Genomic DNA, 25,731 nt, shown 5'->3' on the forward strand with positions numbered 1-25,731 from the left:
CCTGATTACCCCGCTCAGTTCCTCTCTCCGCTTCTGGCCCCGTCTTTCCGGAGGGCGTATAATCAGTAGTGGTTGGTTAGAGTCGGAACAGGAATCCAGGCGATCGGAGGAACTGAGAGATGAAGCCATGGCAGCAGGCGGCGCTGCGGGAGATCCCGCCGGTCAACGCGATCCTGGAGAGCCCGACGGGGCAGCGGCTGCTGGCCGAGCGGGCCCGGCCGCTGGTGGTGGCCGCCGTCGGCGAGGCGCTGGACGCGCTCCGCCGGCAGATCGCGGCCGCGCAGGACGAGGAGGAGCTGGCCGCGGCCGACCGGTCCCCCGAGGGGCTGGCGGCGCTGGCCGCGGAGATGCTGCGGCGCAGGCTCCGGCCCCGGCTGCGCCGGGTGGTCAACGCCACCGGCGTGGTGATCCACACCAACATGGGGCGCGCCCCCCTGGCCGAGGAGGCCGTCGAGGCCATCGCGGCCACCGCCGGCCGCTACAACAACCTGGAGCTGGACCTCTCCACCGGCGAGCGGGGCTCCCGCTACGCGCACGTCGAGGGGCTGCTCGCCGAGCTGACGGGCGCCGAGGCCGCCATGGTGGTCAACAACAACGCAGCCGCCGTGCTCCTGATGCTCTCTGCCCTCGCCGCGGGGCGGGAGGTCGTGGTCTCCCGTGGCGAGCTGGTGGAGATCGGCGGCTCCTTCCGCGTGCCGGAGGTCATCACCCAGGGCGGCGCCCGGCTGGTGGAGGTGGGCACCACCAACAAGACGCACCCCCGCGACTACGAGGCCGCCATCGGGCCGGAGACCGGGGCGCTGCTCAAGGTGCACCGGTCCAATTTCCGGCTGGTCGGCTTCACGGCGGAGGTTCCGGTGGCCGAACTGGCGGAGATCGCCCACCGGCACGGGCTGCCCTGCCTGGTGGACTGGGGCTCGGGCGTGATGCTGGACCTCACCCGCTTCGGTCTGCCCCACGAGGCGACCATGCCGGAGCTGATCGCCGACGGCGCCGACCTGGTCACCTTCTCCGGGGACAAGCTGCTGGGGGCGCCGCAGGGCGGCTTCATCGTGGGCCGGCGGGAGCTGGTGGAGCGCTGCCGGCGCCACCCGCTCACCCGGGCGCTCCGGGTGGACAAGCTGACGCTTGCGGGCATCGAGGCCACCCTGAAGCTCTACCTGGAGCCCGAGCGGGCCGTGGAGCGGGTCCCGGCGGTGCGGATGCTCACGGCCCCCCGGGAGCAGATCGCCCCGCGGGCCGACGCCCTGGCCCGGAAGCTTGAGGCCGCAGGCATCGCCTGCGAGGTGATCGACGGCGTCTCCCGGGCCGGGGGCGGGGCCCTGCCGGCCGTGGACCTGCCCACCCGCCTGGTGGCGGTCCCCCACCCTGCGCCCCAGGAGGTGGAGGCGCGCCTCCGGGCGGGCGACCCTCCCGTGATGGTGCGGATCCAGGCGGGGGCGCTGCTCCTTGACCCCCGTACGCTCTGGGACGACGAGGTCGACCTGGTGGTATCTGCCCTCCGGTCGGCCATCGTCTAACTGCTGAGGAGGTGAGCCCGATGAGGCTGTCCGGCGAACCCGACGCAGTCCGCCTTACGCAGTACACAGCGAAGTCCGGCTGAGGGTGCAAGATAGGTCCGGGGGACCTGTCCGAAGTGCTGAGGCACCTGCCTCCCTCGCTGCCCAACGCCGACGTGATCGTCGGCCTCGAGTCGCCCGACGACGCCGGGGTCTACCGGCTGACGGACGACCTGGCCCTGGTGCAGACGGCCGACTTCTTCACGCCCATCGTGGACGACCCCTACTGGTTCGGCGCCATCGCCGCGGCCAACGCGCTCTCCGACGTGTACGCGATGGGCGGGCGGCCCGTCACCGCGCTGAACCTGGTCAGCTTCCCGATCACGAAGCTGGACGGCCGCATCCTCGCCGAGATCCTGCGGGGCGGCGCCGAGAAGGTGGCCGAGGCGGGTGCGGTCCTGATCGGCGGCCACTCCATCGACGGTCCCGAGCCCACCTACGGGTTGGCGGTCACCGGTCTGGTCCACCCGGACCGCGTGGGCGCCAAGGCGGGCGCGCGGCCGGGCGACCGGCTGATCCTGACCAAGCCCATCGGCATCGGCGTCATCACCACGGCCATCAAGCGCGGGCTCGCCAGCCCGGCCGACGCGGAAGAGGCGATCCGGGTCATGGCGAAGCTCAACAACGTGGTGGACGTCCTCGCGCCCTTCGCGATCCGGGGCATGACCGACATCACCGGCTTCGGCCTGCTGGGGCACGCCTCCGAGATGGCCCGCCAGGCCGGCGTGGGGCTCCGCATCTCGTCGAAGGCCGTCCCGGTGCTGCCCTCGACGTACGGCTACGCGGAGCAGGGCGCCTTCCCCGGCGGCTCCAAGGCCAACTTCCGGTTCCTGACCGGCGAGGGGCACGTGGCCTTCGCCGACTCGGTGCCCGAGTTCCAGCGGATGATCCTCTGCGATGCGGTCACCTCCGGCGGCCTCCTGATCGCCGTCGCGCCCGACCGGGCGGAGGAGCTGGCCGCGGCCCTTACAGCACATGGGACGCTCACCGCCGCCATCATCGGGGAGGCGGTGGAGGAGCATCCCGGAAAGATTATGGTGATAGACTGATGCACATCGAACCGGTACCGGGGGTGGCGCTGAGCCCCAGTCCGGCGGCCCTGGCGTACCTGAATGACTTCGCGCGCGTCGCCCCCGCCTACGAGTACGACTGGACCCGGCAGGAGAGCTTCGCCCGGCGGGCCGCCTACCTGAACGGCGGCGGCTGGGCCGGCGACCGGGCGGCGGTGTCGGCTGCGCTGGAGCGCTACAACCGGGCCCTGGGGGCCGACGAGGCGGCCCTGGCGAACGCCCGGCTGCTGGGCCAACCGGGCACGCTCGCGGCGGTGACCGGCCAGCAGGCCGGCATCCTGACGGGGCCGGCGTATTCCATCTACAAGGCGATGACGACGATCCGGCTGGCCCGGCAGCAGAGCGAGCGGCTGGGCGTGCCGGTCGTGCCCGTGTTCTGGATTGCCGGCGAGGACCACGACTGGCACGAGGTCTCCTGGGTCATGGTGCCCGCGGGCGACCGCGCCCACCGGCTGGCCCTGGCGGAGCGCTTCGAGGGCGAGCGGCGCTCGGTGGCGCTGGCGCCGATGCCGCCCTCGGTGGAGGCGGTGATCGCCGAGTTCGAGGCGCTCATGCCCGAGACCGAGTTCAAGGCCGAGGTGGTGGCGCGGGTGCGGGAGGCGGCGGCCGCCCCGCCTGCCCTGGAGCCCGGGGCCTCCGGCGGCCGGCCTTCGCTGGCCGACTGGTTCGGCCGGCTGATGGCCTGGATCTTCCGCGGCACCGGGCTGGTCTTCCTCAACTCGGCTGACCCGGCGCTCCGGCGGATCGAGGCGCCCTTCTTCGTCCGGGCACTGGAGCGGCAGGCGGAGGTGGAGGCCGCCTGCGAGCGGGGCGTTCACCGCTGGGAGCGGCAACTGGGCTTCACGTGTACGGTGGACCTCGTCCCGGGAAGCCTGAACCTCTTCCTCTACGTCGACGGCGACCGGCTGCCGCTGGTGGGCGAGGGCGACCGCGTCTGGGTGCGGGGCAACCCCGAACTCTCCTGGAGCCGGTCGGAGCTGATCGATCTGGCCTGGCGGAGCCCGGAGCGCTTTTCCACCAACGTGGTGCTGCGCCCGGTGGTGCAGTCGTTCCTGCTGCCCGACCTGTTCTACGCCGGAGGTCCGGGGGAGATCAACTACCTGGGGCTCTACCGCGACGTCTACCGCACCATGGGCCAGCAGATGCCGGTGCTGGTGCCCCGGGAAGGCTTCACGCTGGTGGAGCCGCCCATCGCCCGGGTGCTGCAGAAGCACGGCCTCACGCTGGACGACGCCTTCCACCGCCTGGAGGAGCGCAAGCAGGAGCTGCTGGAGCGGGAAGACCGGCTGGGGATCGTCCCCGCCTTCGCCGCCTTCCGCCGGGACTTCGCCGGCCGGTACGCCGCGCTGGCCGACCTGGTGCTCCAGCTGGACCCCCAGCTCGGGCAGATGGTGGAGGAGAACCGGCGGCAGATCGAGCACCAGATCAACCGGCTCGAGGAGAAGGCGCGGCAGCAGCACCGGAAGAACTGCGAGACCTCCATCCGCCAGTTCGACCGGGTCCGGGCGCACCTGACGCCACACGGCCTGCAGGAGCGGGCGTTCTCGATCCTGCCCTACCTGGTGAAGTACGGCCCCGACCTGGTGGGCCGCCTCGTGGACGAGGTGCCGCTGGAGCAGGGCTGGTCGCACCGGGCGATATACCTGTGAGGGATCCCGGCGGCGGAGGGCCGGCCGTAGCGGCCGGCCTTTTCCGCGACCTCCCTGCATCTTGCATCGTCCTACTCATGTATAATGATACACGTTGAAGCAGGCGTGCTGTCTGTCCGCCTCAGTCGGACCCAGCGCCCTGGCCAGTTTTTCCCCGATGCGGTTGCCTCTCGAATGGGATGGGCAGACTTTAACTCACCTGTACCCATGATCGAGGAGGCAGCGCGGTGAACGACAAGATCGCGATCCTCGGAGCCGGTCCGCTGGCGTCAATCCTGGCGCGTCGCATTCCCAGGTCGGTCCGCAAGGTGATCATCGGGCGTCCGAAGGCGGCTGCGGTGGCCCTGGCCGACGAGGTCGGCGGCATCGCCTCCGACCAGGCGAGCAGCGTGCGCGGCTGCCGGGTGATCTTCCTCACGGTTCCGGCCGGGGAGGTCGCCCAGGCGCTCACCGAGATCCAGCCCCACCTGTCCGCCGGCGCCCTGGTGGTCAACATGTCCGCCGAGCTCACGGTATCGGACCTCGCGGAGACGGCGGGCGTCCGCATCGTTGCGGCCAAGGTGATCGGCCACACCGACGACATGGAGCAGGGCTCGCCCGGCGTCGTGGTGCTCGACCAGGTCGGCCCCGACGAGGCCGGGCTGCTCGAGGCCCTGCTGGAGCGGGTGGGCCCGGTGGTGCGGGGCGACGAGCGCAGGGTGCAGGCGGCGCTCGAAGCCATCCGTGACGTGATGGTCGGCGCGCGGGACGAGCTGCGCCGGCGCCTCTCGGCGACGGGACTGCCGCCCGCCGTGGTGCCGGTGGCGATTGCGGCTGCGGCCCCCGGTGTGCTGCGGGCCGTGGCGGCGGAGGGGGAAACGGCTGGCAGGGAGGGCTGGCGGTACGCAGGGGCCGATGAGACCGCTGCTTCGCGAGTCTCACAATAGGAGGGTGCCCATTGTTGGATCGCAAGCCATATCGCCCGGTCTGGGCCATCGCCCTGGTGGCCCTGCTGGCCGTGCTGCTCCCCGGAACGCTCGCCGCACCCGCTCAGGCGGCACCCGCCCTGGACCTGGAAGCCCGGTCGGCGGTGCTCCTGGACTACGCCACGGGTCAGGTGCTCTACGAGAAGAACCCGGACGAGGTGATCTCGCCGGCCTCGCTGACGAAGCTGATGACGCTGCACCTCGCCTTCAAGAAGATCGCCGCCGGCGAGATCAGCCTCTCCGACCCCGTGCAGGTGAGCGAGCGGGCCTGGGCGGCCAACTTCCCCGACTCGTCGCTGATGTTCCTGGAGCCTGGTGACAAGGTGACGGTGGGCGAGATCATGAAGGGCGTCGCCATCCTCTCGGGCAACGACGCCTCGGTGGCCCTGGCGGAGCACATCGCCGGCTCGGTCCCGGCCTTCGTGGAGATGATGAACGCCGAGGCGAAGGAGCTGGGCTTCACTACGCTCCACTTCGTCGACCCCCACGGACTGAGCCCGGAGAACAAGATCACCGCCCGCGAGTTCGCCGAGTTCGCCCGGCTCTATATTCAGCTCCACCCCGAGTCCCTGGCGGAGCTGCACAGCCAGAAAACCTATACCTATCCCCTCTATGACAACCTCTCTGACGCCCGCAAGGCCGTGACCTCTCCGGAGGCCCACCAGCCGATCACGCAGGAGAACCGCAACGGCCTCCTCTGGACCTACGACGGGGTCGACGGACTGAAGACGGGCTTCGTGGACGAGGCCGGCTTCAACCTGGCGGTCACGGCCCAGCGGGGCGGCATGCGGCTCGTGGGCGTGCTGCTGGGGATCCAGGCCAACTCGATCCCCGAGGGCTCCGCCAAGCGCGAGGCTGAGGGCGCGGCCCTGCTCAGCTGGGGCTTCAACAACTTCGTCACCGTCCGGCCCCAGCTGCCGGAGGTCAAGCCGGTGCGGGTGTGGAAGGGCGCCGCCAACGAGCTGACCCTGGAGCCCGCCGGCGGCGCGCCGACGCTGGTGCTGGAGAAGGGCGCCGAGTCGTCGCTCACCGTCTCCGTGCGGCAGGAGGAGACGGTGACGGCCCCGGTGGCCAAGGGGCAGAAGCTGGGCGAGGTCATCTTCGCCGCCGACGGCAAGGAGGTCGCCCGCCTGGACCTGGTGGCCGCTGAGGAGGTCGCCCAGGGCGGGTTCTTCAAGCGGCTCTGGGACTCGCTCCGGCTCTGGATCACGGGGTTCTTTAATCGGTAAACCCGAGGGACCCGGGAGCATCCTCCCGGGTCCTTCTCTATGGGCCGGGCTGTTGACTGCCACCGGGGTTGCACCGGAGCGCATGAGCTCTGTTCGGGTTGACCGTGGATGGCGCCAGGGGCAACGGGTCCACGCGGACGTGCGGGACGGTCCAGGGATGGACAGGGAGGGGTACTTGTCTTATAGATACAATTCAGAACACCGGCGGGCGGGCCGCCGCCCATCCGATCCGAGAGGGTTGGTGAACAGGCATGACTACGGGAGTTTCCCGCTGGATCCACGTGGATGGTTCCCCCCGTCAGGTATGGCAGGCCCTGACGGACCCGGAGCACCTGAGAGGCTGGTTCTGCGATGAAGCAGAGGTTGACTTTTCCCCCGGCGCCGGCACCTATCGCTGTACCGGCAGGCACGTGCCCTGCGGGGCCCGTCCGGAACGGCTGCTGGAATGGGAGCCTGGGCGACTGGTGCGCTTTCACTGGACCCCGTCGGGCGACGAGACCGTGACCTTCCGTCTTACTCCCTCAGAGGGTTTTACCCGGTTGGAGGTCACGCACGTCTGCCAACGCAACGACTGCGCTACAGAGGACTGGCGGCTCATGACCGACTGCCTGTGGGCGTACTTCACCCTTCTGCTCAAGCAGTGGGTGGAGACGGGGAGCACCGGCTATCGCCTGACCTTCGACCCCGATCCGCCGTCGGTGATCAGGTTCCGGATCACCTGCCCGGTGCCCGCTGACGAGGCGTTCGCCGCGCTGACGAGGCCGGACAGGCTGGACTGCTGGATCTCCTCGGGCGCGCAGGTGGAGCCCCGGGTGGGCGGCAAGTACAGTCTTGGCTGGGGGACCGCCGGCGAGGACGGGCCCGGCCGGATCACGGCGTGGACCGAGGGCCGCCTCCTCGCCTACACCTGGTTCGAGTCCGGCCGTCAGACCGAGGTGGTCTGGCGGATATCGCCGCACGACGGCGGGTGCACGGTAGAGTTGGAACATGGCGATTTCGGCGGGTACACGGCCGCCTGCCTTGGATGCCGCCTGGGCTGGGCCGACTGGATGAACGTGCTCTGGCTGCACCTGCGGGGGCGGCCCGCCGCTCGGACCTGGCGGGGCGCGCTGCCCTTCGAGCACAGCAGAACGACCGCCCTCTCGTGAGGGCGGTCGTTCTGCGCGGCCGTATCAGCGTCATCGACGCGTCGTCTCTGAGACGGGTCTGCCGCGCTTCACAGAGAGCTGCTCCGCCATAGTTGGTAGGGCAGCTTACTTTCCAGAGACCAGCTCTGCCGTCTCCCGGGCGATCATGAGCTCCTCGTTGGTCGGGATGACCATGACCGTGACCTTCGAGTCGGGGCCGGAGATGATCTGCTCCTTGCCCCGGACCTTGTTGGCCTCCTCGTCGAACGTGACCCCGAGGAACCCGAGGTTCTGGCAGACGGCCCGGCGCAGCAGGGGCGAGTTCTCGCCGATGCCACCGGTGAAGACGATGCCGTCCACCCGGCCCAGCGCGGCGGCGTAGGCGCCGATGTACTTGCGCAGCCGGTATTCCATCATGTCGAAGGTCTCGATGGCGCGCGGATCGCCCTTCTCCATCTCCTCCTCGATCTGCCGCATGTCGCTGGAGATGCCGGAGATGCCCAGCATGCCGCTGTGCTTGTTGAGCATCGAGTTGACCTCGGAGATGCCGATCTCCTCCCGGGCCATGATGTAGGGGATCACGCCGGGGTCGAGGTCGCCGGAGCGGGTGCCCATGATCAGGCCGGCCAGCGGGGTGAAGCCCATGGAGGTGTCGATGGACTTGCCGCCCTCGACCGCCGCCACCGAGGAGCCGTTGCCCAGGTGGCAGGTGATCAGGTTCACCTCCTCGAGGGCCTTGCCCAGCATGGCGGCCGCCCGCAGCGAGACGTACTTGTGGGAGGTGCCGTGGAAGCCGTAGCGGCGCACCTTGTGCCGCTTGTACATCACGTAGGGCAGGGCGTAGAGGAACGCCTTGCGGGGCATGGTGGCGTGGAAGGCGGTGTCGAAGACGGCCACGCCGGGGGCGTGGGGGAGGGCCGCCTCCGCGGCGAGGATGCCGGTGAGGTTGGCCGGGTTGTGCAGCGGCGCCAGGTCGAAGAGCTCGCGCAGGGTCCGCTTCACCTGGTCGTCGATGATGACCGACCGCACGAAGGCCTCGCCGCCGTGGACCACCCGGTGGCCCACCGCCGCGATCTCCTCGGGGTTCTTGATGACCCCGTGCTCAGGGTCGGTCAGCGCCTTCAGCACCTTGCGCACGCCGGCGGTGTGGTCGAGGATGGTGCCGATCTCCTTGACCTTCTCGCCCGAGCCCTTGTACTCGAAGATGGCGTCCTCCATGCCGACCCGCTCCACCTTGCCGATGGCGAGGACGGACTCGGTCTCCATGTCCAGCAGCTGGTACTTGATCGAGGAGGAGCCGCAGTTCAGCACCAGGATTTTCATCGCCCAGTCCCCCCGTTCTTGATCCGGTCGCCGTCGGCGTCGTACTTGAAGAAGCCCTCGCCGGTCTCCACGCCCAGGTGGCCGGCGCGCACCAGCTTCTTCAGGTTGGGGGCGGGCCGGTACTTCAGGTCGCCGTACTCGCGCCAGAGCCGCTCGGCCATGACCAGCACGGTGTCGAGGCCGATGCGGTCGGCGATCTCCAGCGGCCCGCGGGGCATCTCGAAGCCCAGCCGCATGGCGGTGTCGATGTCCTCGGCCGAGGCGACGCCCTCCAGGAGCAGCTGACAGGCCTCGTTGATCAGGGGGACGATCAGGCGGGTGGTGATGTAGCCCGGCGACTCGTAGACCTCGACGCCGGTGCGGTCGAGCCGGTCCACGAGGGACATGACCTCGGCCACGGTCTCGTCGCTGGTCTTCAGGCCGCGCACCACCTGCACCACCTTGGTGCGCAGGATGGGCTGCAGGAAGTGGCAGCCGATGACCCGGTCGGGCCGGTTGGTGGCAGACGCCATCTCGGTGATGGAGAGGGTGGAGGTGTTGGAGGCGAGGATGACTTCCCCGCGGCAGATCTGGTCCAGCGTGCGGAGGAGCTCCTGGTCTTCCTTGATGTCCCCGATCCGCGCCGTGAGGACGAAGTCGGCCTTGGCCAGCTCGGTCATGTCCGTCGTGAAGCTGATGCGGGAAAGGATGGCTCGCTTCTCCGATTCCGTAATAGCCCACCGCTCAATCTCGTGCTGCAGCGACAGCTCGATCTGCCGGCGGGCCTGCGCCAGATCCTCAGCCGTCTGCCCGACCAGGATCACTTCCAGGCCCTTGGAGGCGACCAACTGGGCGATGCCGCGCCCGTTGGGCCCCGTACCGACGACACCCCAGGTACGAACCGACATAGTCACACTCCTTACCATGACGGTGGTCCCATCTTCTTGTGCGTTCGTTCCCAATCCCCAATCATAGCGACAATCGGCACCGTTTCCTAGACTCAAAGGACCAAATGTGAGCGCGCACTAAGGGGGGCAGACCGCTCCGTCGTTCAGCGGAGCCACCCTCATTCGGAAGTTCACCCGGCTCCTCCTCTCGGAGTATATATAGACAGTCTGGTTGCGGACGGAGCCGGGCATGCGGAGCGGGGCGGGCAGGGCGGCCATTTTCGCCCCGGCCCGCACCGGACGTCGGCAGGGTACATATCATGACCAGCAGGAGGCGGGCCAGTTCCCGCTGTCCCACTCCCCGAGTGCGGGCCGCCACATAGCAGACCCTTGCGGCGCCGCCCCTGGGGTCATCGCGATGGAAGGGGGAAGTCGAGCGTGGCCGACTTGCTCAGCACCCAGCTCCTGAAGCTTCAGTGCCTGGTGTGCGAGAACACTGGCGAGGCCTGCATCGAGTCGCGTTTCAAGTTGCCGCGCCGGGCTAAGAAGATCGCCGAGATCCAGGCCCGAATCGTCGACCTGGAGGCGGACGTCATCGACGGCCAGGTCTGCATCTCGGGCGTTCTGCACAAGCAGATCTTCTTCGTAGGCGAGGATCACCACGTACATCACGTTCCGGAAGACGTACCGTTTACCACCTTTGTGGACTGCCCCGGGGCGAAGGCCGGCGACGTGGCCGAGGTCAAGGCCAACATCGCCAAGGTCAGCTTCACCCTGGAGTGGTGGCAGGAGGTGGTGCAGCGGGTCATCGTGCAGTTCGTCGTGCGGGTCGCCGAGGACTGCCAGGTGAACGTGCGCCTCAACCCCCGCGGGCCGCGGGTGAAGGCCGAGTGCGTGGTCGGCGAGGCGACCAAGGCCGTCACCATCGAGAACATCGTCGAGCTGGACCGGCGGGCCATCAAGATCCGCGACCTGCAGGTCTCGCTGGAGGACGTGAAGGCCGAGGCCACCACCGATCAGGTGATGTTCCAGGGGACGCTCGTGAAGAATATCTTCTTCATCTCGGAAGACGATGTGGAGATCTTCCAGGAGGAGCGGGTCCCCTTCTCGGGCATCGCCGACGTCTGCGGCGCCGAGCCGGGTGACAACGTGACCCTGCAGGCCCAGATCATCCGGGTCGACAAGGTGCTCTCCGACGGCGTGCAGCTGCGCCAGCGGGTCGTGCTCTCGCTGTTCATCAAGGTCACCCGCACCTGCGAGATCAACGTGGCCGAGGATCCGACCGGCCCGCAGGTGATGGCCTCCCGGGTCATCGCCACCGGCGAGCGGCAGGTGCTGGTGGAGAACGTGACCGACCTCAACAAGCCGGCGCAGAAGATCCAGGAGATCCAGGCCCGGGTCGAGGACCTGGCCGTCGAGATCATCCCCAACAAGGTCGTCATCACGGGCGTTCTGCACAAGCAGATCTTCTTCGTGGGCGAGGACGACATCGTGCGCCACCAGGGCGAAGACATCCCGTTCACCACCTTCGTCGACCTGCCGGGCATCAACCCGGGCGACGAGGTCTCCATCACCCCGATTGTGGAGCACGTCGGCTTCGACCTGCTCGACAAGGTGTGGGTCGAGCACCACGGCCATGACGACGACGAGGGCCGCCCGGTCTTCCGGCGGCTGCTGCAGCGGACGGTGATCCTGCTCTGCGTGACGGGCAGCCAGGAGCATCCCATCCGCATTGCCCAGGCGCCCTTCGTGCCCCTGGCGGCCGGCTAGTCTCCGGCCCGCCCGCCGGCGCCAGGGCGCCGGGTGGCTGTACAGCAGTCCTGACGCCGGGGGCGGAGTGAGGGAGGCAACCCGTCAAGGGGCTGCCTCCCTCGGCGCGCTCTACTCGCAGCACCACTCGTGCCACCACCACTGCTCAAACTCGGCGATCAGCCCAGGCGGGTTGACCAGCCGGGTGGCCTCCAGGCACCAGTCGTCGTAGTCCCACTGGTGGACCAGGAGGGGCACGGGCCGGCCGAACCGGGCGAGGATGACGCCCGACTCCTGGAGCCGGCGGGCCACGCCCGTCACCAGGTTGAGCAGGGCCCGCCGGGCGGCGGTTTCCCAGGCGTCGTACCGCTCCGCGTCCTCCAGGAGGGCGGCGATCTCCTCCGGGCTCCGGTAAAGGCCCTGCCGCCGGAGCCAGCGGGCCAGGAGCCGGTGGCTCTCGGGGTCGGCCAGGCGGTCGCACTCCTGGCGGCTCAGCCCCACGGCCGTGACGAACTCCGGCTCCCACAGGGCGAAGTACCAGCGGGCCTCGCCGGGCTCCTCCCCCTGGCTGATGGCCTGCTGGAGGTGGTCCGGGGTGTTGTAGTAGAGCCAGAGCTTCATCCGGTGGGGGCCGTCATCGAAGTCGACGTAGAGGGAGAGGACGTACGCGTCCTGCAGGCGCGGGCGCTCGGCGAGCAGGAGCCCCTCGGCCAGGCGCTCGTAGAGGTGCTCCGCGAACGGTTCCATCCCGTTCACCTCGAATCCGCTTAGCTTGGGATGGAAGCTGTTCGACGGAATGACGTATTTTTCCTCTCAAGGCGAAATGATGAAAATGCGGTTCTGACCCCTGCGGGCGGGTCGTATACCTCCCGCGAGGTGGGACAGGTGCTCTTCTACCGCGCACGCCTTGACGGGCCCGCCGAGGTGCTGGACGTCTCGCTGAGCCCGGTGCGCCCCGCCCGCCGCGCGGCCGGGGCTCCACCGGCCGTCCTCGGGCAGGCGGACTGGCTCCACGGTCGGGTGCGGGTGGTGCTGCGGTACGGACCGGCGGAGGGACCGCTCCGGACCCACAGGGGATGGCTCTGCACCGACCTGCAGCCGGGGCGGCGCCTGCGCCTGGCGGGTTGCCAGCTGGACGGGGGCGAGGTGCTGCTCTCACTGGTCCCCGTGCCCGCCGGCGCCGGGCGGGAGCACCTGCGGGACCGGTTCCGGCTGCCCTTCCACCTGAACGCCTGGGGCGTGGAGGCGGTGACGGGGGTCCGGGCCGAGCTGTTCTGCATCCCGACCGTGCGCCCCGGCGCCCTGGCGCTGCGGGGCCGGGGCGTGGTCGTGCTGGAGACGCCGGCGGCCCGCCTGGTGCGGGCGATCCCCTTCTGCCGGCGGGTTGCCGTGGAACTGAACGCGCAGCTGCGCTGGCGGGCCCGGGCCGCCGTCGAGGGGGTGGAGGTGCGCGTCGGCCCCGGCGGCGCCGTGGAGGGATGGCTCCACGTGGCGGTGGACTGCCGTGGGGAGCCGGGGCCGGCGGGCGGGGCGGGACCCGGGATGGTGGACTCGTCTAGGATTGCCGCGGTGGCGGCGGTGCGCAGGGTGGACGCGGCGGTGAAGCGGCTGGAGGCCGAGGTGGTCGGCGGCGGGCTGGCGCTGGTCTCGGGCGGGGTGGAGCTGGACGTCGCCTGGGCGGACCGGTCGGGGCGGGGCCGCTGGTCGTCCCGGGAGGTGACCTTCAGCGCGCTTCTGCCGATCGCCGGCCTCTGCGAGGGGGACAGGCTGGAGCCGGTGGCGCAGGTGGAGCGGCTGTCCCGGGCGGGGAAGGGACGGGACGAGCGGGCCTTCGTGCTCGTGGGGGTCGGGCTGACCGCACTGCGGGCGGTCCACCTGGAGCTGGGCGGCGCCTGGTACCGGGCAGAGCGGGTGGTCGGGCAGGCCGTGGCGACGGTGGAGCTGAACGAGCCGCTCTTCCCGCGGGAGAGCCGGCCGGCGGCGGCTGAGAGGGAGCCGGACCGCAGGCTGGAACTGGCGACCGGACTGCAGGCGCCGTGGACGGCCCTCCGGGCGCGCATCCGCCGCACCGGCGGCCGGGCTGCGCTGGAGGTGCGGGTTGAGCCGTATGGGGCGGGCTCAGCCCGGGCGGATGAGCGGGCAGAACCGGACGGGGATCGCTCGGCCTCTGCCACGATGCGCGTGGAACTGCCTGGCGACCCTGGCGCGGTGTTGAGCCTGGCAGCGGTGGGGGCGCAGGCCGTGATCCGGGCGGGGCGGCCACTGCGGGACGGAGGGGTGGAGGTTGCGCTGCCGCAGGGGACGGCCACCGCGGCCTGGCACCCGCTGCCCGTGCCCGCGCGGTGGGCCGTCGACGTGCTGCCGCATCCCGGTGGCGTCACCTGCCTGGTGCGGGGCGACGGCGGTCTGCGCCGGGTCGCCCTGCCCGGCGCCGGCGGCGTGCCGGCCGCGGTGACGGTGGCCGGAACGGTCGTACCGGGCGCCGCGCTGAACAGACTGTGGGTGGAGGCGGTCAACGCATGACGGAAACGAATGCGAGCGTGTTCCTGCCGCGCGGAATCTGCCAGCGCGCATCGCTGGACAGCAACAGGTCGCCATGCTAAAATACGATGTGCTTGCAAAGCGGTCGCTTAGCTCAGTTGGTAGAGCACGTGCTTTACACGCATGGGGTCGGGGGTTCGAGTCCCTCAGCGACCACCATCGAAGTTCAGGCCGGGCCTTGTGCCCCGGCCTTCTTTGCTTTCCTGACCACCTGACGTGGCCGCTCGGAACCGCGCGTCTGCTCCGGGCGGCCTCTCCGGTATGCGGCGCCCGCTGCCGGCGGTGCGGGACAGTCGGGAGTGCCCGTGCTTCGTGATCCCGGGACCACGGGAGACGGTCATGCCCCACGGTTGTCGGGTCGATTATAGAGGTCGGAAACATCTATCGAATGGCTAATTGACGCAACACACACGCAGCCTTAACAATAGGTTCTGGCCACCGGATGCCAAACACGCCGCCAGCCCGCAGCGTGTTCGCTCTGGCGCGGCGTTTTCCAGGGGAGGGGTGCATTCCTTGCAGCAGCCGATGCGCTCGTACTGGCACATCCTGCGCCAGTACATCGCGCCCCAGAGGGGCACGGTCCTCCTGATGGTCGTCGCCCTGCTCGCCAGCGTCGGCCTGCAGCTGGCCGGGCCCAACGTCGTCAGCCGGTTCCTGGACGCCGCCCGGGCCGGCGCCCCGCAGCCGCTCTTGGTGTGGATGGCCCTGACCTACGTCGGCATCATGGCCCTGGCCAAGGTCTGCGACGTACTGGTGGGCTACTGGGCCGCACAGGTGGCCTGGACCGCCACCAACGCCCTGCGGGAGGAGCTGACCGCCCACCTGCTCTCCCTGGGTCCCTCCTTCTGCAAGGCCCGCCTGCCAGGCGAGCTCATCGAGCGGGTCGACGGTGATGTCAACGGCCTGGCGGAGTCGTTCTCCAGTTTCTGGGTGAACCTGGTGGGGAACGGCCTGCTGCTGGCCGGCATCGTGGCGGTGGGGTTCTGGAAGGACGTCCGCATCGGCCTGGCGCTGCTCCTGTTTGCGGCGGTCGCGGCGGCCGTGCTGGCCCGGGTGCGGCGTCCGGCCGTCGCCTACGTCGTACGGGACCGGGAGCAGAGCGCGGCTCTGTACGGCTACCTCGGCGAGGCCATGGCGGCTTCGGAGGACCTCCGGTCCCAGGGCGCGGTGCCGTACGCCCTGCGCCGTCTCTTCGAGCACCTCCGCAGCTGGGTGCCCGTGCGCCTTCAGGCCGACCTCCGGCGCAGCGCCGTCTGGATGACCGCCGTCACACTCGTCGTGCTCGGCACCGCCGTCGCCTTCGGGGTGGGCGGCGCCCTGTATCAGCTAGGCGCCATCTCGCTGGGTACGGTCTACCTGGTCATCGCCTACATGGGGATGATGGCCGGCCCCATCGACATGCTCCGCACCGAACTGCAGAAGCTGCAGGGCGCCGAGGCCGGCATCCAGCGGGTGCGGGAGCTGCTGGAGACCCGGTCCGTCCTGGTCGACGGCACCGTCCGGCTGCCCGCGGGCCCCCTGGCGGTGGAGTTCAGGGACGTGCACTTCCGATACGATGACGAGGCGGTGACCGGCCAGGACGAGGGGCCCAGCGTCCTGCAGGGGGTGAGCTTCCGGCTGGAGCCCGGCCGCACGCTGGGGCTGCTGGGGCGGACCGGCAGCGGCAAGACCACCGTGGTCCGGCTGCTGTTCCGGTTCCACGACCCGCAGCAGGGCGAGGTGCTGCTGGGCGGCGTCAACCTGCGCGACGCCCGGCTGGAGTCCGTCCGCTCCGCCGTCGGCCTCGTCACGCAGGATGTGCAGATCATGGAGGCCACCCTGCGGGACAACATCACCTTCTTCGATCCGGAGGTGCGGGACGACCGGCTCCTGGCGGTGATCGACGGTCTGGGGTTCCGACAGTGGGTGGACCGGCTGCCGCAGGGCCTGGACACCCCGGTCTCCCCCGCGACGCTCTCCGCCGGCGAGGCCCAGCTGGTGGCGCTGGCCCGGGTGTTCCTCAAGAATCCGGGCCTGGTCATCCTGGACGAGGCCACCAGCCGGCTGGACCCGGCCACCGAGGCCCTGCAGCTCAGGGCCTTCGAGCGCCTGCTCCGGGGTCGGACCGCGATCGTGGTGGCCCACCGGCTGTCGACGGTGGAGCGGATGGACGACATCCTGATTCTGGAGGGGGGCAGGGTGGTGGAGTACGGGCCGCGCGCGGTGCTGGCGGCCGATCCCCGCTCGATCTTCGCGCGGTACCTGCGCACCTGGGGGCGGTGGTCGGATGAGGGGTAGCGCACATTCCATGCCGTCGACCAACTACTTCGTCTGGCGCCTGATCGCGTACGGGCGGCTCCTGTACGCTGCCAAGGCCGCGTGTTGGATCGCCTATCACGTCTGGCCCCTCATCCCGGGCCTGTTGGCCAAAGCCCTGTTCGATTTCCTGGAGGGGGACGCGGCGGCGGGCTTCAACGTGCCCACCGCACTGGCCCTCCTGGTCGCGGCCGGGCTCGGCCGGCTGGGGATCATGTGGGGCGCGGTGGTCTCCGGCACCTGCTGCTGCGCAACCTGCTGGAGCGGATCCTGCGGCGGTCCGGCTCCGGGACCGCCCCGGGCAGCGTCGGCGAGGCGATCTCCACCCTGCGCGACGACGTGGAGTCCGTGGACGGGGTGGTGGACTGGCCGTTCGACGTGACGGCCGCCCTTGCCTACGCCTCCGGGGCCATCGCGGTCCTTCTGACCGTCGATGCGCGAATCACCGTGGCGGTCTTCCTGCCGCTGGCGGCGGTCATCGCCACCGCCCAGCTCCTGCGCACGAGGCTTCAGCACTACCGGGCCGCGAGCCGCCAGGCCACGGCCCGCGTGACGGGGGTCATCGGCGAGATCTTCACCGCCCGCCAGGCGATCCAGGTCGCCGGCGCGGAGGCCGCGGTCGTGGCCCGCCTGCGCAGGCTGGGCGAGGAGCGCAAGCGGGCCGTCCTGCGCGAGCGGCTGCAGGACCTGTCGCTGGACGCGGTCTTCACCGGCACCGTGAACCTGGGCACCGGCCTGACCCTCCTCGCGGCGGCCTCCGCGATGCGGGCCGGGACGTTCACCATCGGCGACTTCGCCCTGTTTGCCACCTACCTCTCGCAGGTTGCGGAGTTCACCTCCTTCGTGGGTTACCTGGTCGCGATGTACCAGAAGACCCGGATCGCCTTCCGGAGGCTGGTGGACCTGCTGCAGGGCGCCCCGCCCGCGGCGCTGGTGGCCCACCACCCGGTGCCGCTGGCAGGTCCGCTGCCGGACCTCCCCGCACCGGCCAGGAGCGCCGGGGACCGCCTCCGGCACTTCGCGGTGAGGGGGATCACGGTCCGGCATCCTCGGGGCGGCGGGATTGAGGACGCCTCCCTCGAAATCGAGCCCGGCACGCTGACGGTGATCACCGGCCGGGTCGGCTCGGGCAAGAGCACGCTGCTCAGGGCCATGCTGGGCCTCGTCGAGACCCAGTCCGGCGAGCGGTTCTGGAACGGGCGCGCCGTGGCACGCCCCGGCGAGTTCCTCGTGCCCCCGCGGGTCGCCTACGTGCCGCAGGTGCCCGTGCTGCTCTCCGGAACCGTCAGGGAGAACATCTGCCTCGGCCTGCCCTGTGCCGACGAGGCGCTGCGCCGGGCCGTGCGCGACTCGGCCCTGGAGCGGGACCTCCTGGCGTTCCCGCAGGGGCTGGACACGGTGATCGGGACCCGCGGGGTGCGGCTCTCCGGGGGGCAGATCCAGCGCACGGCTGTGGCCCGGGCGCCGGTCCGGGAGCCGGAGCTGTTCGTGTTCGACGACATCTCCAGCGCCCTCGACGTGGAGACGGAGCAGCAGCTGTGGCGGCGGGTTCTGGCCCGCGGGGTCGCGTGCGTGGCGGTGTCGCACCGCCCCGCCGTGCTGCGGCAGGCGCACCGCATCATCGTCCTCGACGGCGGACGCATCGTCGGGTGCGGCCGGCTGGAGGAACTCCTCGAGACCTGCCCGGCGATGCGGGACCTGTGGTCCGCATCCGCGGAGGGCGCTCCGTAAGAACCGAAGCGGTGGCGATGGCGGTGCCGGGCGGCCGGCGATGAGCTGCCCCGGGCTGCCTCCCGCAGCGGCGGAATGGCGGAGGGGGAGGAGATCCCACTCGCGGGGTGCTGGAGAACTCGGGTGGATCCCTCCGACCGGTCTGGGAGCTATGCCTTGACAGGCAGGGGTAGTACTTTAGTACTATTAATACTGGCCTGTAGGGAGTAATACCCGCAACGAAAGTGCCAGTTCGGACCATACCAGCTTCCTGATATACTGAATCGCACAGTCCAGGATTTAGCAACTGATCACAGGAGGTCGAATTCGTGCACAGGTCCATGAAGGTTATCTCTGCAACAGTGGCTCTGGGTATCGTGGCATCCCTGTTCGCTGTGTCCCCGGCCCTGGCGGCCGAGGAGGTGCGTGTCGACGTCCAGTCCGGCCGTGGTGCGTACTTCACGGTTACGAACGTCGTGGAGCGGGTGGAAGCCTTTCCTGTCCTTCTGAAGGCCGAGGCGCCCGTGACGGTTTCCTTCCACGGCGACACTCCTCTCTGGGTGAACGTTGACGAGTACGATTCGATCGTGGTCTCCGGCGGGTTCGTTATGTTTGGGAACCATGTCCGCCCGGTCCAGTTTGAAGGCGACTCCTTCACCCTCACCACCCCCGGTTACTACCACGTGATGGCAGCCCCTGAGGCCGCCATGGCGACGGAGGTCGCGATCGAGCTCGTGGCCCCGGGGGCCGGCGAGCCCGCCACCGAGCCTGCTGAGGAGCCGGCCGCCGAGCCTGCCGAGCAGCCTGCTGAGGAGCCGGCCACCGAGCCTGCCGAGCAGCCTGCTGAGCAGCCGGTTGCTGAGCCCGCCGAGGAGCCCGCTCCGGAGGCCCAGTCCGAGGCCGTCGCCGCGGTTCCCACCCCGTCCACCGTGCTGGTGAACGGCGAGGCGGTCGCCTTCGAGGCCTACAACATCGACGGCTACAACTACTTCAAGCTCCGCGACCTGGCCGCGGCCCTGAGCGGCAGCGCGAAGCAGTTCGAGGTGACCTGGGACGAGGAGAAGAACGCCATCAACCTCGTCTCCGGCACGGCCTACACCCCGGTCGGCGGCGAGCTCACCGCCTCCGGCGAGGCTGCGGCCCAGCAGGCCACGCCCACCACGGCCAAGGTCTACGTCAACGGCGCTGAGGTGGAGGTCACGGCCTACAACATCGGCGGCTACAACTACTTCAAGCTGCGCGATATCGCCAAGGCCATCGACTTCGGCGTCACCTGGGATGCCGAGACCAGCACCATCGGCATCGACCCGGCCAGCTCCTACACGGAGTAAAGCCAGGATAAACGAGAAGGCACTTCCGGAACGGGCCGTCTGCCCTCCGGAAGTGCTTTTTCCTCCGCAGCGGAACACCTGCGCCGGGTCCACGTGCATGCGCGGGGCAGACGATGGGGCCCGGCCGGGACGAGCCCGGCAAGCTGCGCCCCGGAGCGAAAGCGGACGAGCGGTACGCCAACAGCGCCCCCGGTCCGGAGCTGATGGAAGACGGCGCAGCCGAGCCGTAGAACCACAGGAACCCGCGGGTGGCAGGCACCTGCGGGTTCCGTCGCGCTATAGCTTCGTCAGGATCTCAGGCCCGTTTTCCGTGATCGCCACCGTATGCTCGTACTGCACGCAGATGGACCCGTCCACCGTGCGGGCGGTCCAGCCGTCGGGGTCGACCTTGGCCCGCCAGTCTCCCATCGTGATCATCGGCTCGATGGCGATGGTCATGCCCGGCCGCAGGGTGAGGCCCGTGCCCGGCGTGCCGTAGTGGGGCACCTCGGGCGGCTCGTGCAGGTTCTGCCCTACGCCGTGGCCGATGAAGTCCCGGACCACGCCGAATCCGTGGGCCTCGGCCAGCGTCTGGATCGCGTGCCCGATGTCGCCCATCCGGTTCCCCGGCAGGGCAACGGCGATGGCGGCGTAGAGCGCCTCCTCCGTCACCCGCATCAGTTCCCTGACCGAAGGCGAGACCTCGCCCACCGCGTACGTCCAGGCGGAGTCGCCGTGATAGCCCTTGTAGTAGGCGCCGATGTCGATGGTGACCACCTGGCCGGGCTTCAGCTTCTTTCCGGAGGGGAAGCCGTGGCAGATCACGTCGTCCACCGACGCGCAGATCGACGCCGGGAAGCCGTTGTACCCCTTGAAGCTGGGCGTGGCGCCCCACCGGGCGAGGAACTGCTCCACGAAGCGGTCGAGCTCCCGCGTGGTGACGCCCGGCTGCACCTTCTCCGCCAGGGCGGCATGGCACTCCGCCACGATCCGGCCGGCATCCCGCATGATGGCGATCTCCCGCTGCGATTTCAGCTTGATCAATACATAGCCCCCTAGCCAGAATGCTTCTCCATTCATCCTACCGCATCTGGTTCACATCAGGAAGTCAATCATGCGAATCTGTCCCAGGAGGAGTCCCGTCCGGCCGGGGCGAACCTCACGGCCAAGGAGGCGATTCCCATCGTGCTGAACCGCCTGGCAGACTACCACACCCACACCGTCCGCTGCGGCCACGCCACGGGCAGCATGGAGGCTTACGTGGAGGCGGCCATCGCCCGGGGCCTGGGCGAGATCGGCTTCTCCGACCACGTCCCCATGTACTGGCTTCCCGAGGAGCGGCGCGACCCCACCTGCGCCATGGCCATGGCGGAGCTGGAGGAGTACGTGTCCGACGTGCTGCGCATCCGGGAGCGATACCCGGAGATCCCCGTCCGCCTGGGTCTTGAGGCCGATTACGTCCCCGGCCACGAGGAGGCCCTCTCCCGGCTGCTGGAGGCCTACCCGTGGGACTACGTGATCGGCTCGGTCCACTTCCTCGGCGAATGGAACTTCGACCACCCCGACTACGTGCGCCGCTACGACGAGTGGGACATCGGCGCGCTGTACGACCGCTTCTTCGCCCTGGAGCGGGCGGCGGCAGAAAGCGGTCTGTTCGACTTCCTCGCCCACATCGACCTGATCAAGAAGTTCGGCCACCGGCCTGCGCACTCGCTGGACGCCGCCTACGCCGAGCTGGCCGACGCCATCGCCCGGGCCGGCGTGGCCATCGAGCTCTCCACGGCCGGCCTGCGCAAGCCCGTGGGCGAGGTCTACCCCGCCCCGGCCCTGCTGCGGGCCTGCTGCGAGCGCGGCGTGCCGCTGGTCATCTCCTCGGACGCCCACGCACCCGGGGAGGTGGGCTGGGGCTTCGAGGACGCCCGGGACCTGGCCCTGCGTACGGGCTTCACCCAGGTGGCCCGGTTCGAGGGGCGGCGCCGCCGGATGGTGCCGCTGGCGTGAGCGCGTGAGAGAACAGAGCGAGCGGGTCCTCCCTGACGGGAGCCCCGCTCGTCTCGTCTTTTCGCTGCACGGCTCAGGAGGTCTACACGCCCCAGAAGCCCTTGCCCGCCGGGTAGGCTGCGATCCCCGGAATGCCGGCAGTCGTTGGGTACGCGGAGGGAACGGTCGCAACGGTCGTCACGGGAACGGCGTACTCGTAGACGCGGTAGACCGTTGCGTTCGCGGCGGGATAGGCCGCCGCACCCGGGGCGATGAACAGGTCATCAGCGCCGGCCTGCGCGCCGATGAAAGGGGAGAATGCCGGGATCTTGCCAAAGCCACCGTATTGCAAAGCGGTGCACCTCCTCTCCTACACAGTCTATGGATGCCGGAGGCGGCTGGTGAAAGCGGCCGCAGAGTTCCCCGGGGTCCGTGGGGCCTGCGGCTCCGCCACATCATACGTCCGACGGCGAGCGGGGGTGCCCGGGGAGCCGTTCCAGGCGCAGGTGGCTGTACGCCACCGTGAAGCCGAGCCGGCGGTTCAGCGCGCGCATCATGGCCTCGCACCGGCGGATGGGCTCCTCTGCCACGGGCGGAAGGGAAGCAACCTCCTGTACCAGGTGCAGCGTGCGCTGATAGGGACGGAAGCCCCGCTTCATCAGGAATCCGGTGGAGTCAGACGCGTCGCCGGCGGTGGCCGGGCCCGGTCACTGCCGTGCGCCAGAGGGACTCCGGGCCTTTCGCTCAGCGCTGACCGGAGCCCTGCTGGCCGGATCCTTCGAGCTGCTCCTCATCTCCTGGCGCCTCGTCTGTGGGCTCCCAGGCGACCAGCGTGAGGCCCAGGTCGTTTTCCAGCGCCTCGATCAGCGCGAGCTGCTCGTCGGTGAGCTGGGCCAGGCGGTAGGGAGGCATGGGCACACTTCCTTTCAATCCAGAATTGCGCTTCTCACGAGCAGGATTCCCCAGCGCCCCGGGTTAATTACTCGCACGAGGAGGTTGAGTGCACATGCTGCGGACCCGTCTGTGTGACCTGCTCTCGATCCAGTACCCCATCATCCAGGGCGGGCTGGCCTACCTGGCCCTGGCCGACCTGTGCGCCGCCGTCTCCGAGGCCGGCGGCCTGGGGCAGATCACCGCGGCCACGCTGGGCGACCCCGAGGCGCTCCGGGCCGAGATCCGCAAGGTGAAGGCCCGCACCGGGAAGCCCTTCGGTGTCAACTTCGCGATGGGCTACCGGACCCTCGAGGCCTACATCGACGTCGCCCTCGAGGAGGGGGTGCGCATCGTCACCATCACCGGCGGAAACCCCGAGCCCTACATGAAGTACATCGACGCCCGGGTGCCGGGCGTGAAGAAGATCATCCTGGTGGCCGGCGTGCGGGCGGCGCAGAAGGCCGAGTCGCTGGGCGCAGACGCGGTGATCGCGGTCGGGTACGACGGCGGCGGCCACCTGGGGAAGGACGACGTGGGCACCATGGCGCTGATCCCCCGCATCGTGGAGTCGGTGAAGATCCCCGTCGTGGCCAGCGGCGGCATCGTCGACGGCCGCGGGCTCGTGGCCGCGCTGGCCCTCGGTGCGGACGGCATCGAGATGGGCACGCGCTTCGTGGCGGTGCAGGAGTGTCCGGCCCACGAGAACTACAAGCGGCTCCTGCTGGAGACCCGGGAGAACGAGACGGTCATCATGGAGCGGTCCATCGGCCGGCCGGCCCGCGTGCTGAAGACCGGCGGGGCCGAGCGGGTGCTGGAGGCCGAGGCGCGGGGCGCCACCCTGGAGGAGCTCCTGCCGCTCATCTCGGGGCAGGTGAACGCGAAGGCGGCAGTGGAGGGGAAGCTGGACGAGGGGTTCGTCTACGCCGGGCAGGGCGTGGGCCTGATCCGGGACATCCCCACGGTGGCCGAGCTGTTCGGGCGCATCCTGGCCGAGGCGAGGGCCGTGGGCGAGCGGATGCGCGCCCTCGGCGTCTGACCGGCGGCAGCGAGCACACGGAAAGGGCGGCCCGCAGGGACCGCCCCCTCGCCATTCCTAGTGGACCTTGCCGTCGGAGACCATCTTGGTGATCATGCTCGCCAGGGCCTGCTGCTCCTCCTTGGTTCCCACGTCCCAGAGCTCCTTCAGCAGCCGCTGCTCACGGTTGCGGGGGTCGACCTTCTGGGCGAGGAAGTTGCCGATGTTGGCGGCCGCAGTGGCGATCGTCGACTCCGAGGCACCGGCCCGCTTCGCCTCATTTACCCGTTCCGACAGAAACTGCTTCCACTGCTCAAAGGATTCCAGGATCGGGGTGTCGGGGGAGACGTTACTCATACTCGCTTTGACCTCCTGTGCCGCATACACGGAATTCGGCCACCCTTGGCCTCAGCCAGTAGTCTGCGCACAGGAGCGCGCGATCATGCCTGCAATCCCAACTCACTTCTGCGCGCAGCGGACGTGGGCGTAGGTGTACCGCTTCCGCCCCAACTGGGCGGCGCGTGTTCCGGCGCGCATCGCCCGCCCGCAGACGGAGCAGGCCATGTCGGAGGGCAGCACGACCGTCCTGAGCGGCTCCGGCACCGGGCGGCGCTGCGGGGTCGCCTTGCGCGGGGGCTTCCAGGCCACGATCCCCTCGGCGGCCAGCCATTCCAGGGTCGACTGCTTGTCGGGCGCGACCAAATAGACCTCCTGGACTGCGGCGCCGTTTTTCGCCAGCAGCCGGAGGCCTGTCTCGGTGAACCGCTGGAAGGTGACCTCGAAGCCGTGGGTACCCAGGGGGCTGATCGGGCCGGGGATGATGCTGGTGACCAGGTCGCACTCGGCGATGTGCTCCAGCACCGGCCAGAGCTGTTCGATCACGCTGTGCTCCCGCTTGATCTTGCCCGCGCGGTACTTCTTCAACAGGCCTCAATCCTCGCTACGTCGTGCTCGCGGTGCTAGCCGTCGTCCTGCCGGCGGGTGCGGATTCTGCGCTGCAGGTCGAGAATGCGGTTGATGAGACCGGGCGAGTTGGCCTGCATGGCGTGATCCATGGCCCACTCGGCAAACAGGTGGGCCTCCTCCAGGCGTCCGATCTCCAGGGCGTTCTCGCCCATGACCCAGGCAGCCTCGCCGATGTGCCCCGGGGTAACCCCCGGGCGGCCGGGGACGAACACCTCCTGGCAGAGCCGGGCCGAGCCGGCCAGATCCCCCTCCAGGTGCGCCTGCAGCGCCCGGGCGCAGAGCAGCTCGGCGGCGAGCGTGTCCGACGGGTTCTCCCTCAGGTACTCGTTCACCGCGGCGAGGGGCGGTTCCGCCAGGTCCGGTGCGCCGACCCCCAGGTAGCAGCGGGCGATGCCGAGCAGGGCCCGGGCCCGGTCGTGCGAGCGCCGCCGGGCGGTGAAGCTGGCTGCGGCCTCCTCGAAGTGCCCGATGGCCGCCGCGTAGTCGCGCAGCTGCTGGTGCGCCATCGCCAGGAACCAGTGTGCGTCGCCGTCGTGAGCGGCCATCTCCTCGGGCCGCCGGGCGAGATAGGTGGAAAGGTGGTCGGCCGCGCGGCGGGCCTCGCCAATGCGGAGACACGCCTCCCCCAGGGAGAGGCGTGCGCTGCTCTCGGTTGCAGCGTCGCCTGCGGCCGCGGCGGCGACGGCGGCCTGCTCGGTCAGACGCACGGCGGCGTAGAGGTCGCCCAGCAGCAGGGCGGCACGGCCGGCCAGACAGAGGACCTCGCCCCGCTCCGCAGCGGTGAGATCACCGGGCAGCAGACGCTCCGCCTCCCTGCGGGCCTGGAGGTAGGCACCTGAGTCGAATAACTGCCGCAGCCTGGCTAGCGACATTGCATCTCCCCCCGGCGCAGCCCCCCGCTCCCGAAGCGATCCGGGCGATCAGTGGCCGGTGATCGCGGCGATGGTCGCCTGCAGGAGGTTCTGCTTGCCCGCAACCAGGAACAGGGTCAGGCCGCAGATGAAGAGGAAAGTGGACAGCAGCGCCGGTACGCGGACCCTGGCAAAGGGCCCGGCCTTCACCAGCAGGCCGGTGGCGGCGGCGAGGATGGCGTTGCTGACCAGGAACAGAGACCACCAAAGCACCAGTTCGTTGAGACTCACCAGAGCGCCTCCCCACTGCAAGTATCACATGACATGCACGAAAGCACTGCGGTGCTAAGGACTTATTATAGACGATCGGTTCAGAAGGGTCTAGTATGAAAAGATCGACGCCCACTCTGCTTGCCTCGGGCGCGGCGGGCGATTGACGGCTCGCCGCGCACTGTGATAGAATGGGCCGTGCCGCAGAGCGGTGGGTTGGCGAAGTGGTAACGCGGCGGTCTGCAAAACCGTTATCCGTGGGTTCAAATCCCACACCCACCTCCAGATGAAGTCGCCCGGTTGCCGTGTGCAGCCGGGCGACT

The 25,731-nt window shown here is 69.7% G+C and carries 24 protein-coding genes, 2 tRNA genes and 1 pseudogene; 16 read left to right on the plus strand and 11 right to left on the minus strand.

The features are described 5' to 3' along the window. Positions 1-119 precede the first annotated feature (119 nt). From selA to J2Z79_RS18545, 7 genes and pseudogenes are all read left to right on the plus strand, one after another. On the plus strand, positions 120-1,520 hold the full coding sequence (selA, locus tag J2Z79_RS13575; protein ID WP_209467438.1) for an L-seryl-tRNA(Sec) selenium transferase: 1,401 nt from the start codon (positions 120-122) through the stop codon (positions 1,518-1,520). A gap of 20 nt (positions 1,521-1,540) precedes the next feature. Then, positions 1,541-2,608 carry a selenide, water dikinase SelD gene (gene selD, locus J2Z79_RS13580; RefSeq protein WP_280953728.1) on the plus strand — a complete coding sequence of 356 codons (1,068 nt, stop codon included), beginning with the start codon at positions 1,541-1,543 and terminating at the stop codon, positions 2,606-2,608. After that, positions 2,608-4,278, plus strand: a complete 1,671-nt coding sequence (gene bshC, locus J2Z79_RS13585; protein WP_209467439.1) for a bacillithiol biosynthesis cysteine-adding enzyme BshC — start codon at positions 2,608-2,610, stop codon at positions 4,276-4,278. The genes selD and bshC overlap by 1 nt, the downstream gene beginning before the upstream one ends. A 227-nt stretch (positions 4,279-4,505) precedes the next feature. Continuing rightward, entirely contained in the window at positions 4,506-5,204 is a 699-nt protein-coding gene (locus tag J2Z79_RS13590) for a pyrroline-5-carboxylate reductase family protein (protein WP_209467440.1), read from the plus strand. A gap of 14 nt (positions 5,205-5,218) precedes the next feature. Continuing rightward, positions 5,219-6,472, plus strand: a complete 1,254-nt coding sequence (locus J2Z79_RS13595) for a D-alanyl-D-alanine carboxypeptidase family protein (protein ID WP_209467441.1) — start codon at positions 5,219-5,221, stop codon at positions 6,470-6,472. Positions 6,473-6,723: 251 nt separating this feature from the next. Beyond that, positions 6,724-7,032, plus strand: a pseudogene (locus J2Z79_RS19300) (SRPBCC family protein); the annotation flags it as partial. Between the two features lie 36 nt (positions 7,033-7,068). Continuing rightward, positions 7,069-7,620: an SRPBCC domain-containing protein gene (locus tag J2Z79_RS18545; protein WP_245302756.1), complete on the plus strand. Its 552-nt coding sequence runs from the start codon at positions 7,069-7,071 to the stop codon at positions 7,618-7,620. A 105-nt stretch (positions 7,621-7,725) separates the two neighbouring features. Here J2Z79_RS18545 and J2Z79_RS13605 read toward each other — a convergent pair whose 3' ends face one another. Next, positions 7,726-8,922, minus strand: a complete 1,197-nt coding sequence (locus J2Z79_RS13605) for an acetate/propionate family kinase (protein ID WP_209467443.1) — start codon at positions 8,920-8,922, stop codon at positions 7,726-7,728. Beyond that, a complete protein-coding gene (locus J2Z79_RS13610; RefSeq protein ID WP_209467444.1) occupies positions 8,919-9,809 on the minus strand; it encodes a 3-hydroxyacyl-CoA dehydrogenase family protein in 891 nt (296 codons plus the stop codon). The genes J2Z79_RS13605 and J2Z79_RS13610 overlap by 4 nt, the downstream gene beginning before the upstream one ends. 417 nt (positions 9,810-10,226) lie before the next feature. On the opposite strand from J2Z79_RS13610, the gene J2Z79_RS13615 reads away from it, so the two are divergent. After that, a complete protein-coding gene (locus J2Z79_RS13615; RefSeq protein WP_209467445.1) occupies positions 10,227-11,558 on the plus strand; it encodes an SPOCS domain-containing protein in 1,332 nt (443 codons plus the stop codon). A gap of 111 nt (positions 11,559-11,669) precedes the next feature. On the opposite strand, the gene J2Z79_RS13620 is transcribed toward J2Z79_RS13615, so the two are convergent. Continuing rightward, entirely contained in the window at positions 11,670-12,284 is a 615-nt protein-coding gene (locus tag J2Z79_RS13620) for a hypothetical protein (RefSeq protein ID WP_209467446.1), read from the minus strand. Between the two features lie 138 nt (positions 12,285-12,422). Here J2Z79_RS13620 and J2Z79_RS18955 point away from each other — a divergent pair, with 138 nt between their 5' ends. From J2Z79_RS18955 to J2Z79_RS13645, 5 genes are all read left to right on the plus strand, one after another. Then, positions 12,423-14,060: a hypothetical protein gene (locus J2Z79_RS18955; protein WP_209467447.1), complete on the plus strand. Its 1,638-nt coding sequence runs from the start codon at positions 12,423-12,425 to the stop codon at positions 14,058-14,060. A 101-nt stretch (positions 14,061-14,161) separates the two neighbouring features. Then, a tRNA-Val gene (locus tag J2Z79_RS13630) sits at positions 14,162-14,237 on the plus strand. Between the two features lie 354 nt (positions 14,238-14,591). Beyond that, positions 14,592-16,355, plus strand: a complete 1,764-nt coding sequence (locus tag J2Z79_RS13635; RefSeq protein WP_209467448.1) for an ABC transporter ATP-binding protein — start codon at positions 14,592-14,594, stop codon at positions 16,353-16,355. 234 nt (positions 16,356-16,589) lie between these two features. Beyond that, a complete protein-coding gene (locus J2Z79_RS13640; protein ID WP_209467449.1) occupies positions 16,590-18,104 on the plus strand; it encodes an ABC transporter ATP-binding protein in 1,515 nt (504 codons plus the stop codon). 308 nt (positions 18,105-18,412) lie between these two features. Continuing rightward, positions 18,413-19,414 carry a stalk domain-containing protein gene (locus J2Z79_RS13645; RefSeq protein ID WP_342589495.1) on the plus strand — a complete coding sequence of 334 codons (1,002 nt, stop codon included), beginning with the start codon at positions 18,413-18,415 and terminating at the stop codon, positions 19,412-19,414. Between the two features lie 276 nt (positions 19,415-19,690). Here J2Z79_RS13645 and map read toward each other — a convergent pair whose 3' ends face one another. Further along, positions 19,691-20,437, minus strand: coding sequence for a type I methionyl aminopeptidase (map, locus tag J2Z79_RS13650; RefSeq protein ID WP_209467450.1), 747 nt, complete (start codon positions 20,435-20,437; stop codon positions 19,691-19,693). A gap of 141 nt (positions 20,438-20,578) precedes the next feature. Here map and J2Z79_RS13655 point away from each other — a divergent pair, with 141 nt between their 5' ends. Further along, a complete protein-coding gene (locus tag J2Z79_RS13655) occupies positions 20,579-21,394 on the plus strand; it encodes a histidinol-phosphatase (RefSeq protein ID WP_209467451.1) in 816 nt (271 codons plus the stop codon). Positions 21,395-21,476: 82 nt separating this feature from the next. On the opposite strand, the gene J2Z79_RS13660 is transcribed toward J2Z79_RS13655, so the two are convergent. From J2Z79_RS13660 to J2Z79_RS13665, 3 genes are all read right to left on the minus strand, one after another. Next, positions 21,477-21,725, minus strand: a complete 249-nt coding sequence (locus tag J2Z79_RS13660) for a hypothetical protein (protein ID WP_209467452.1) — start codon at positions 21,723-21,725, stop codon at positions 21,477-21,479. Positions 21,726-21,828: 103 nt separating this feature from the next. Further along, the gene (locus J2Z79_RS18960) at positions 21,829-21,963 is read right to left on the minus strand and encodes a hypothetical protein (RefSeq protein WP_280953729.1); all 135 of its coding nucleotides are present in this window, start codon (positions 21,961-21,963) and stop codon (positions 21,829-21,831) included. A gap of 154 nt (positions 21,964-22,117) precedes the next feature. Further along, on the minus strand, positions 22,118-22,285 hold the full coding sequence (locus J2Z79_RS13665; RefSeq protein WP_209467453.1) for a hypothetical protein: 168 nt from the start codon (positions 22,283-22,285) through the stop codon (positions 22,118-22,120). A gap of 94 nt (positions 22,286-22,379) precedes the next feature. Between J2Z79_RS13665 and J2Z79_RS13670 the strand changes: the two genes are divergently transcribed. Beyond that, positions 22,380-23,342, plus strand: coding sequence for an NAD(P)H-dependent flavin oxidoreductase (locus tag J2Z79_RS13670; protein WP_209467454.1), 963 nt, complete (start codon positions 22,380-22,382; stop codon positions 23,340-23,342). 57 nt (positions 23,343-23,399) lie between these two features. On the opposite strand, the gene J2Z79_RS13675 is transcribed toward J2Z79_RS13670, so the two are convergent. The 4 genes from J2Z79_RS13675 to J2Z79_RS13690 form a co-directional block, all read right to left on the minus strand. Next, the gene (locus J2Z79_RS13675) at positions 23,400-23,678 is read right to left on the minus strand and encodes a DUF3243 domain-containing protein (RefSeq protein WP_209467455.1); all 279 of its coding nucleotides are present in this window, start codon (positions 23,676-23,678) and stop codon (positions 23,400-23,402) included. A gap of 102 nt (positions 23,679-23,780) precedes the next feature. Further along, complete coding sequence (locus J2Z79_RS13680; protein WP_209467456.1) at positions 23,781-24,245, minus strand: DUF2103 domain-containing protein; 465 nt, start codon at positions 24,243-24,245, stop codon at positions 23,781-23,783. 35 nt (positions 24,246-24,280) lie between these two features. Beyond that, entirely contained in the window at positions 24,281-25,159 is an 879-nt protein-coding gene (locus tag J2Z79_RS13685) for a hypothetical protein (protein WP_209467457.1), read from the minus strand. A 48-nt stretch (positions 25,160-25,207) separates the two neighbouring features. After that, positions 25,208-25,429, minus strand: a complete 222-nt coding sequence (locus J2Z79_RS13690) for a hypothetical protein (protein WP_209467458.1) — start codon at positions 25,427-25,429, stop codon at positions 25,208-25,210. A 189-nt stretch (positions 25,430-25,618) separates the two neighbouring features. Between J2Z79_RS13690 and J2Z79_RS13695 the strand changes: the two genes are divergently transcribed. After that, a tRNA-Cys gene (locus J2Z79_RS13695) sits at positions 25,619-25,693 on the plus strand. Positions 25,694-25,731 lie beyond the last annotated feature (38 nt).

The sequence above is a fragment of the Symbiobacterium terraclitae genome (genome assembly GCF_017874315.1).
Lineage (GTDB): Bacteria > Bacillota > Sulfobacillia > Symbiobacteriales > Symbiobacteriaceae > Symbiobacterium > Symbiobacterium terraclitae.

Coding starts and splice junctions, on each gene's coding strand:
- selA (WP_209467438.1), top strand. CDS start 120: ATGAAGCCATGGCAGCAGGCGGCGCTGCGGGAGATCCCGCCGGTCAAC.
- bshC (WP_209467439.1), top strand. CDS start 2,608: ATGCACATCGAACCGGTACCGGGGGTGGCGCTGAGCCCCAGTCCGGCG.
- J2Z79_RS18545 (WP_245302756.1), top strand. CDS start 7,069: ATGACCGACTGCCTGTGGGCGTACTTCACCCTTCTGCTCAAGCAGTGG.
- J2Z79_RS13605 (WP_209467443.1), bottom strand. CDS start 8,922: ATGAAAATCCTGGTGCTGAACTGCGGCTCCTCCTCGATCAAGTACCAG.
- J2Z79_RS13610 (WP_209467444.1), bottom strand. CDS start 9,809: ATGTCGGTTCGTACCTGGGGTGTCGTCGGTACGGGGCCCAACGGGCGC.
- J2Z79_RS13620 (WP_209467446.1), bottom strand. CDS start 12,284: ATGGAACCGTTCGCGGAGCACCTCTACGAGCGCCTGGCCGAGGGGCTC.
- J2Z79_RS13665 (WP_209467453.1), bottom strand. CDS start 22,285: ATGCCTCCCTACCGCCTGGCCCAGCTCACCGACGAGCAGCTCGCGCTG.
- J2Z79_RS13670 (WP_209467454.1), top strand. CDS start 22,380: ATGCTGCGGACCCGTCTGTGTGACCTGCTCTCGATCCAGTACCCCATC.
- J2Z79_RS13675 (WP_209467455.1), bottom strand. CDS start 23,678: ATGAGTAACGTCTCCCCCGACACCCCGATCCTGGAATCCTTTGAGCAG.
- J2Z79_RS13685 (WP_209467457.1), bottom strand. CDS start 25,159: ATGTCGCTAGCCAGGCTGCGGCAGTTATTCGACTCAGGTGCCTACCTC.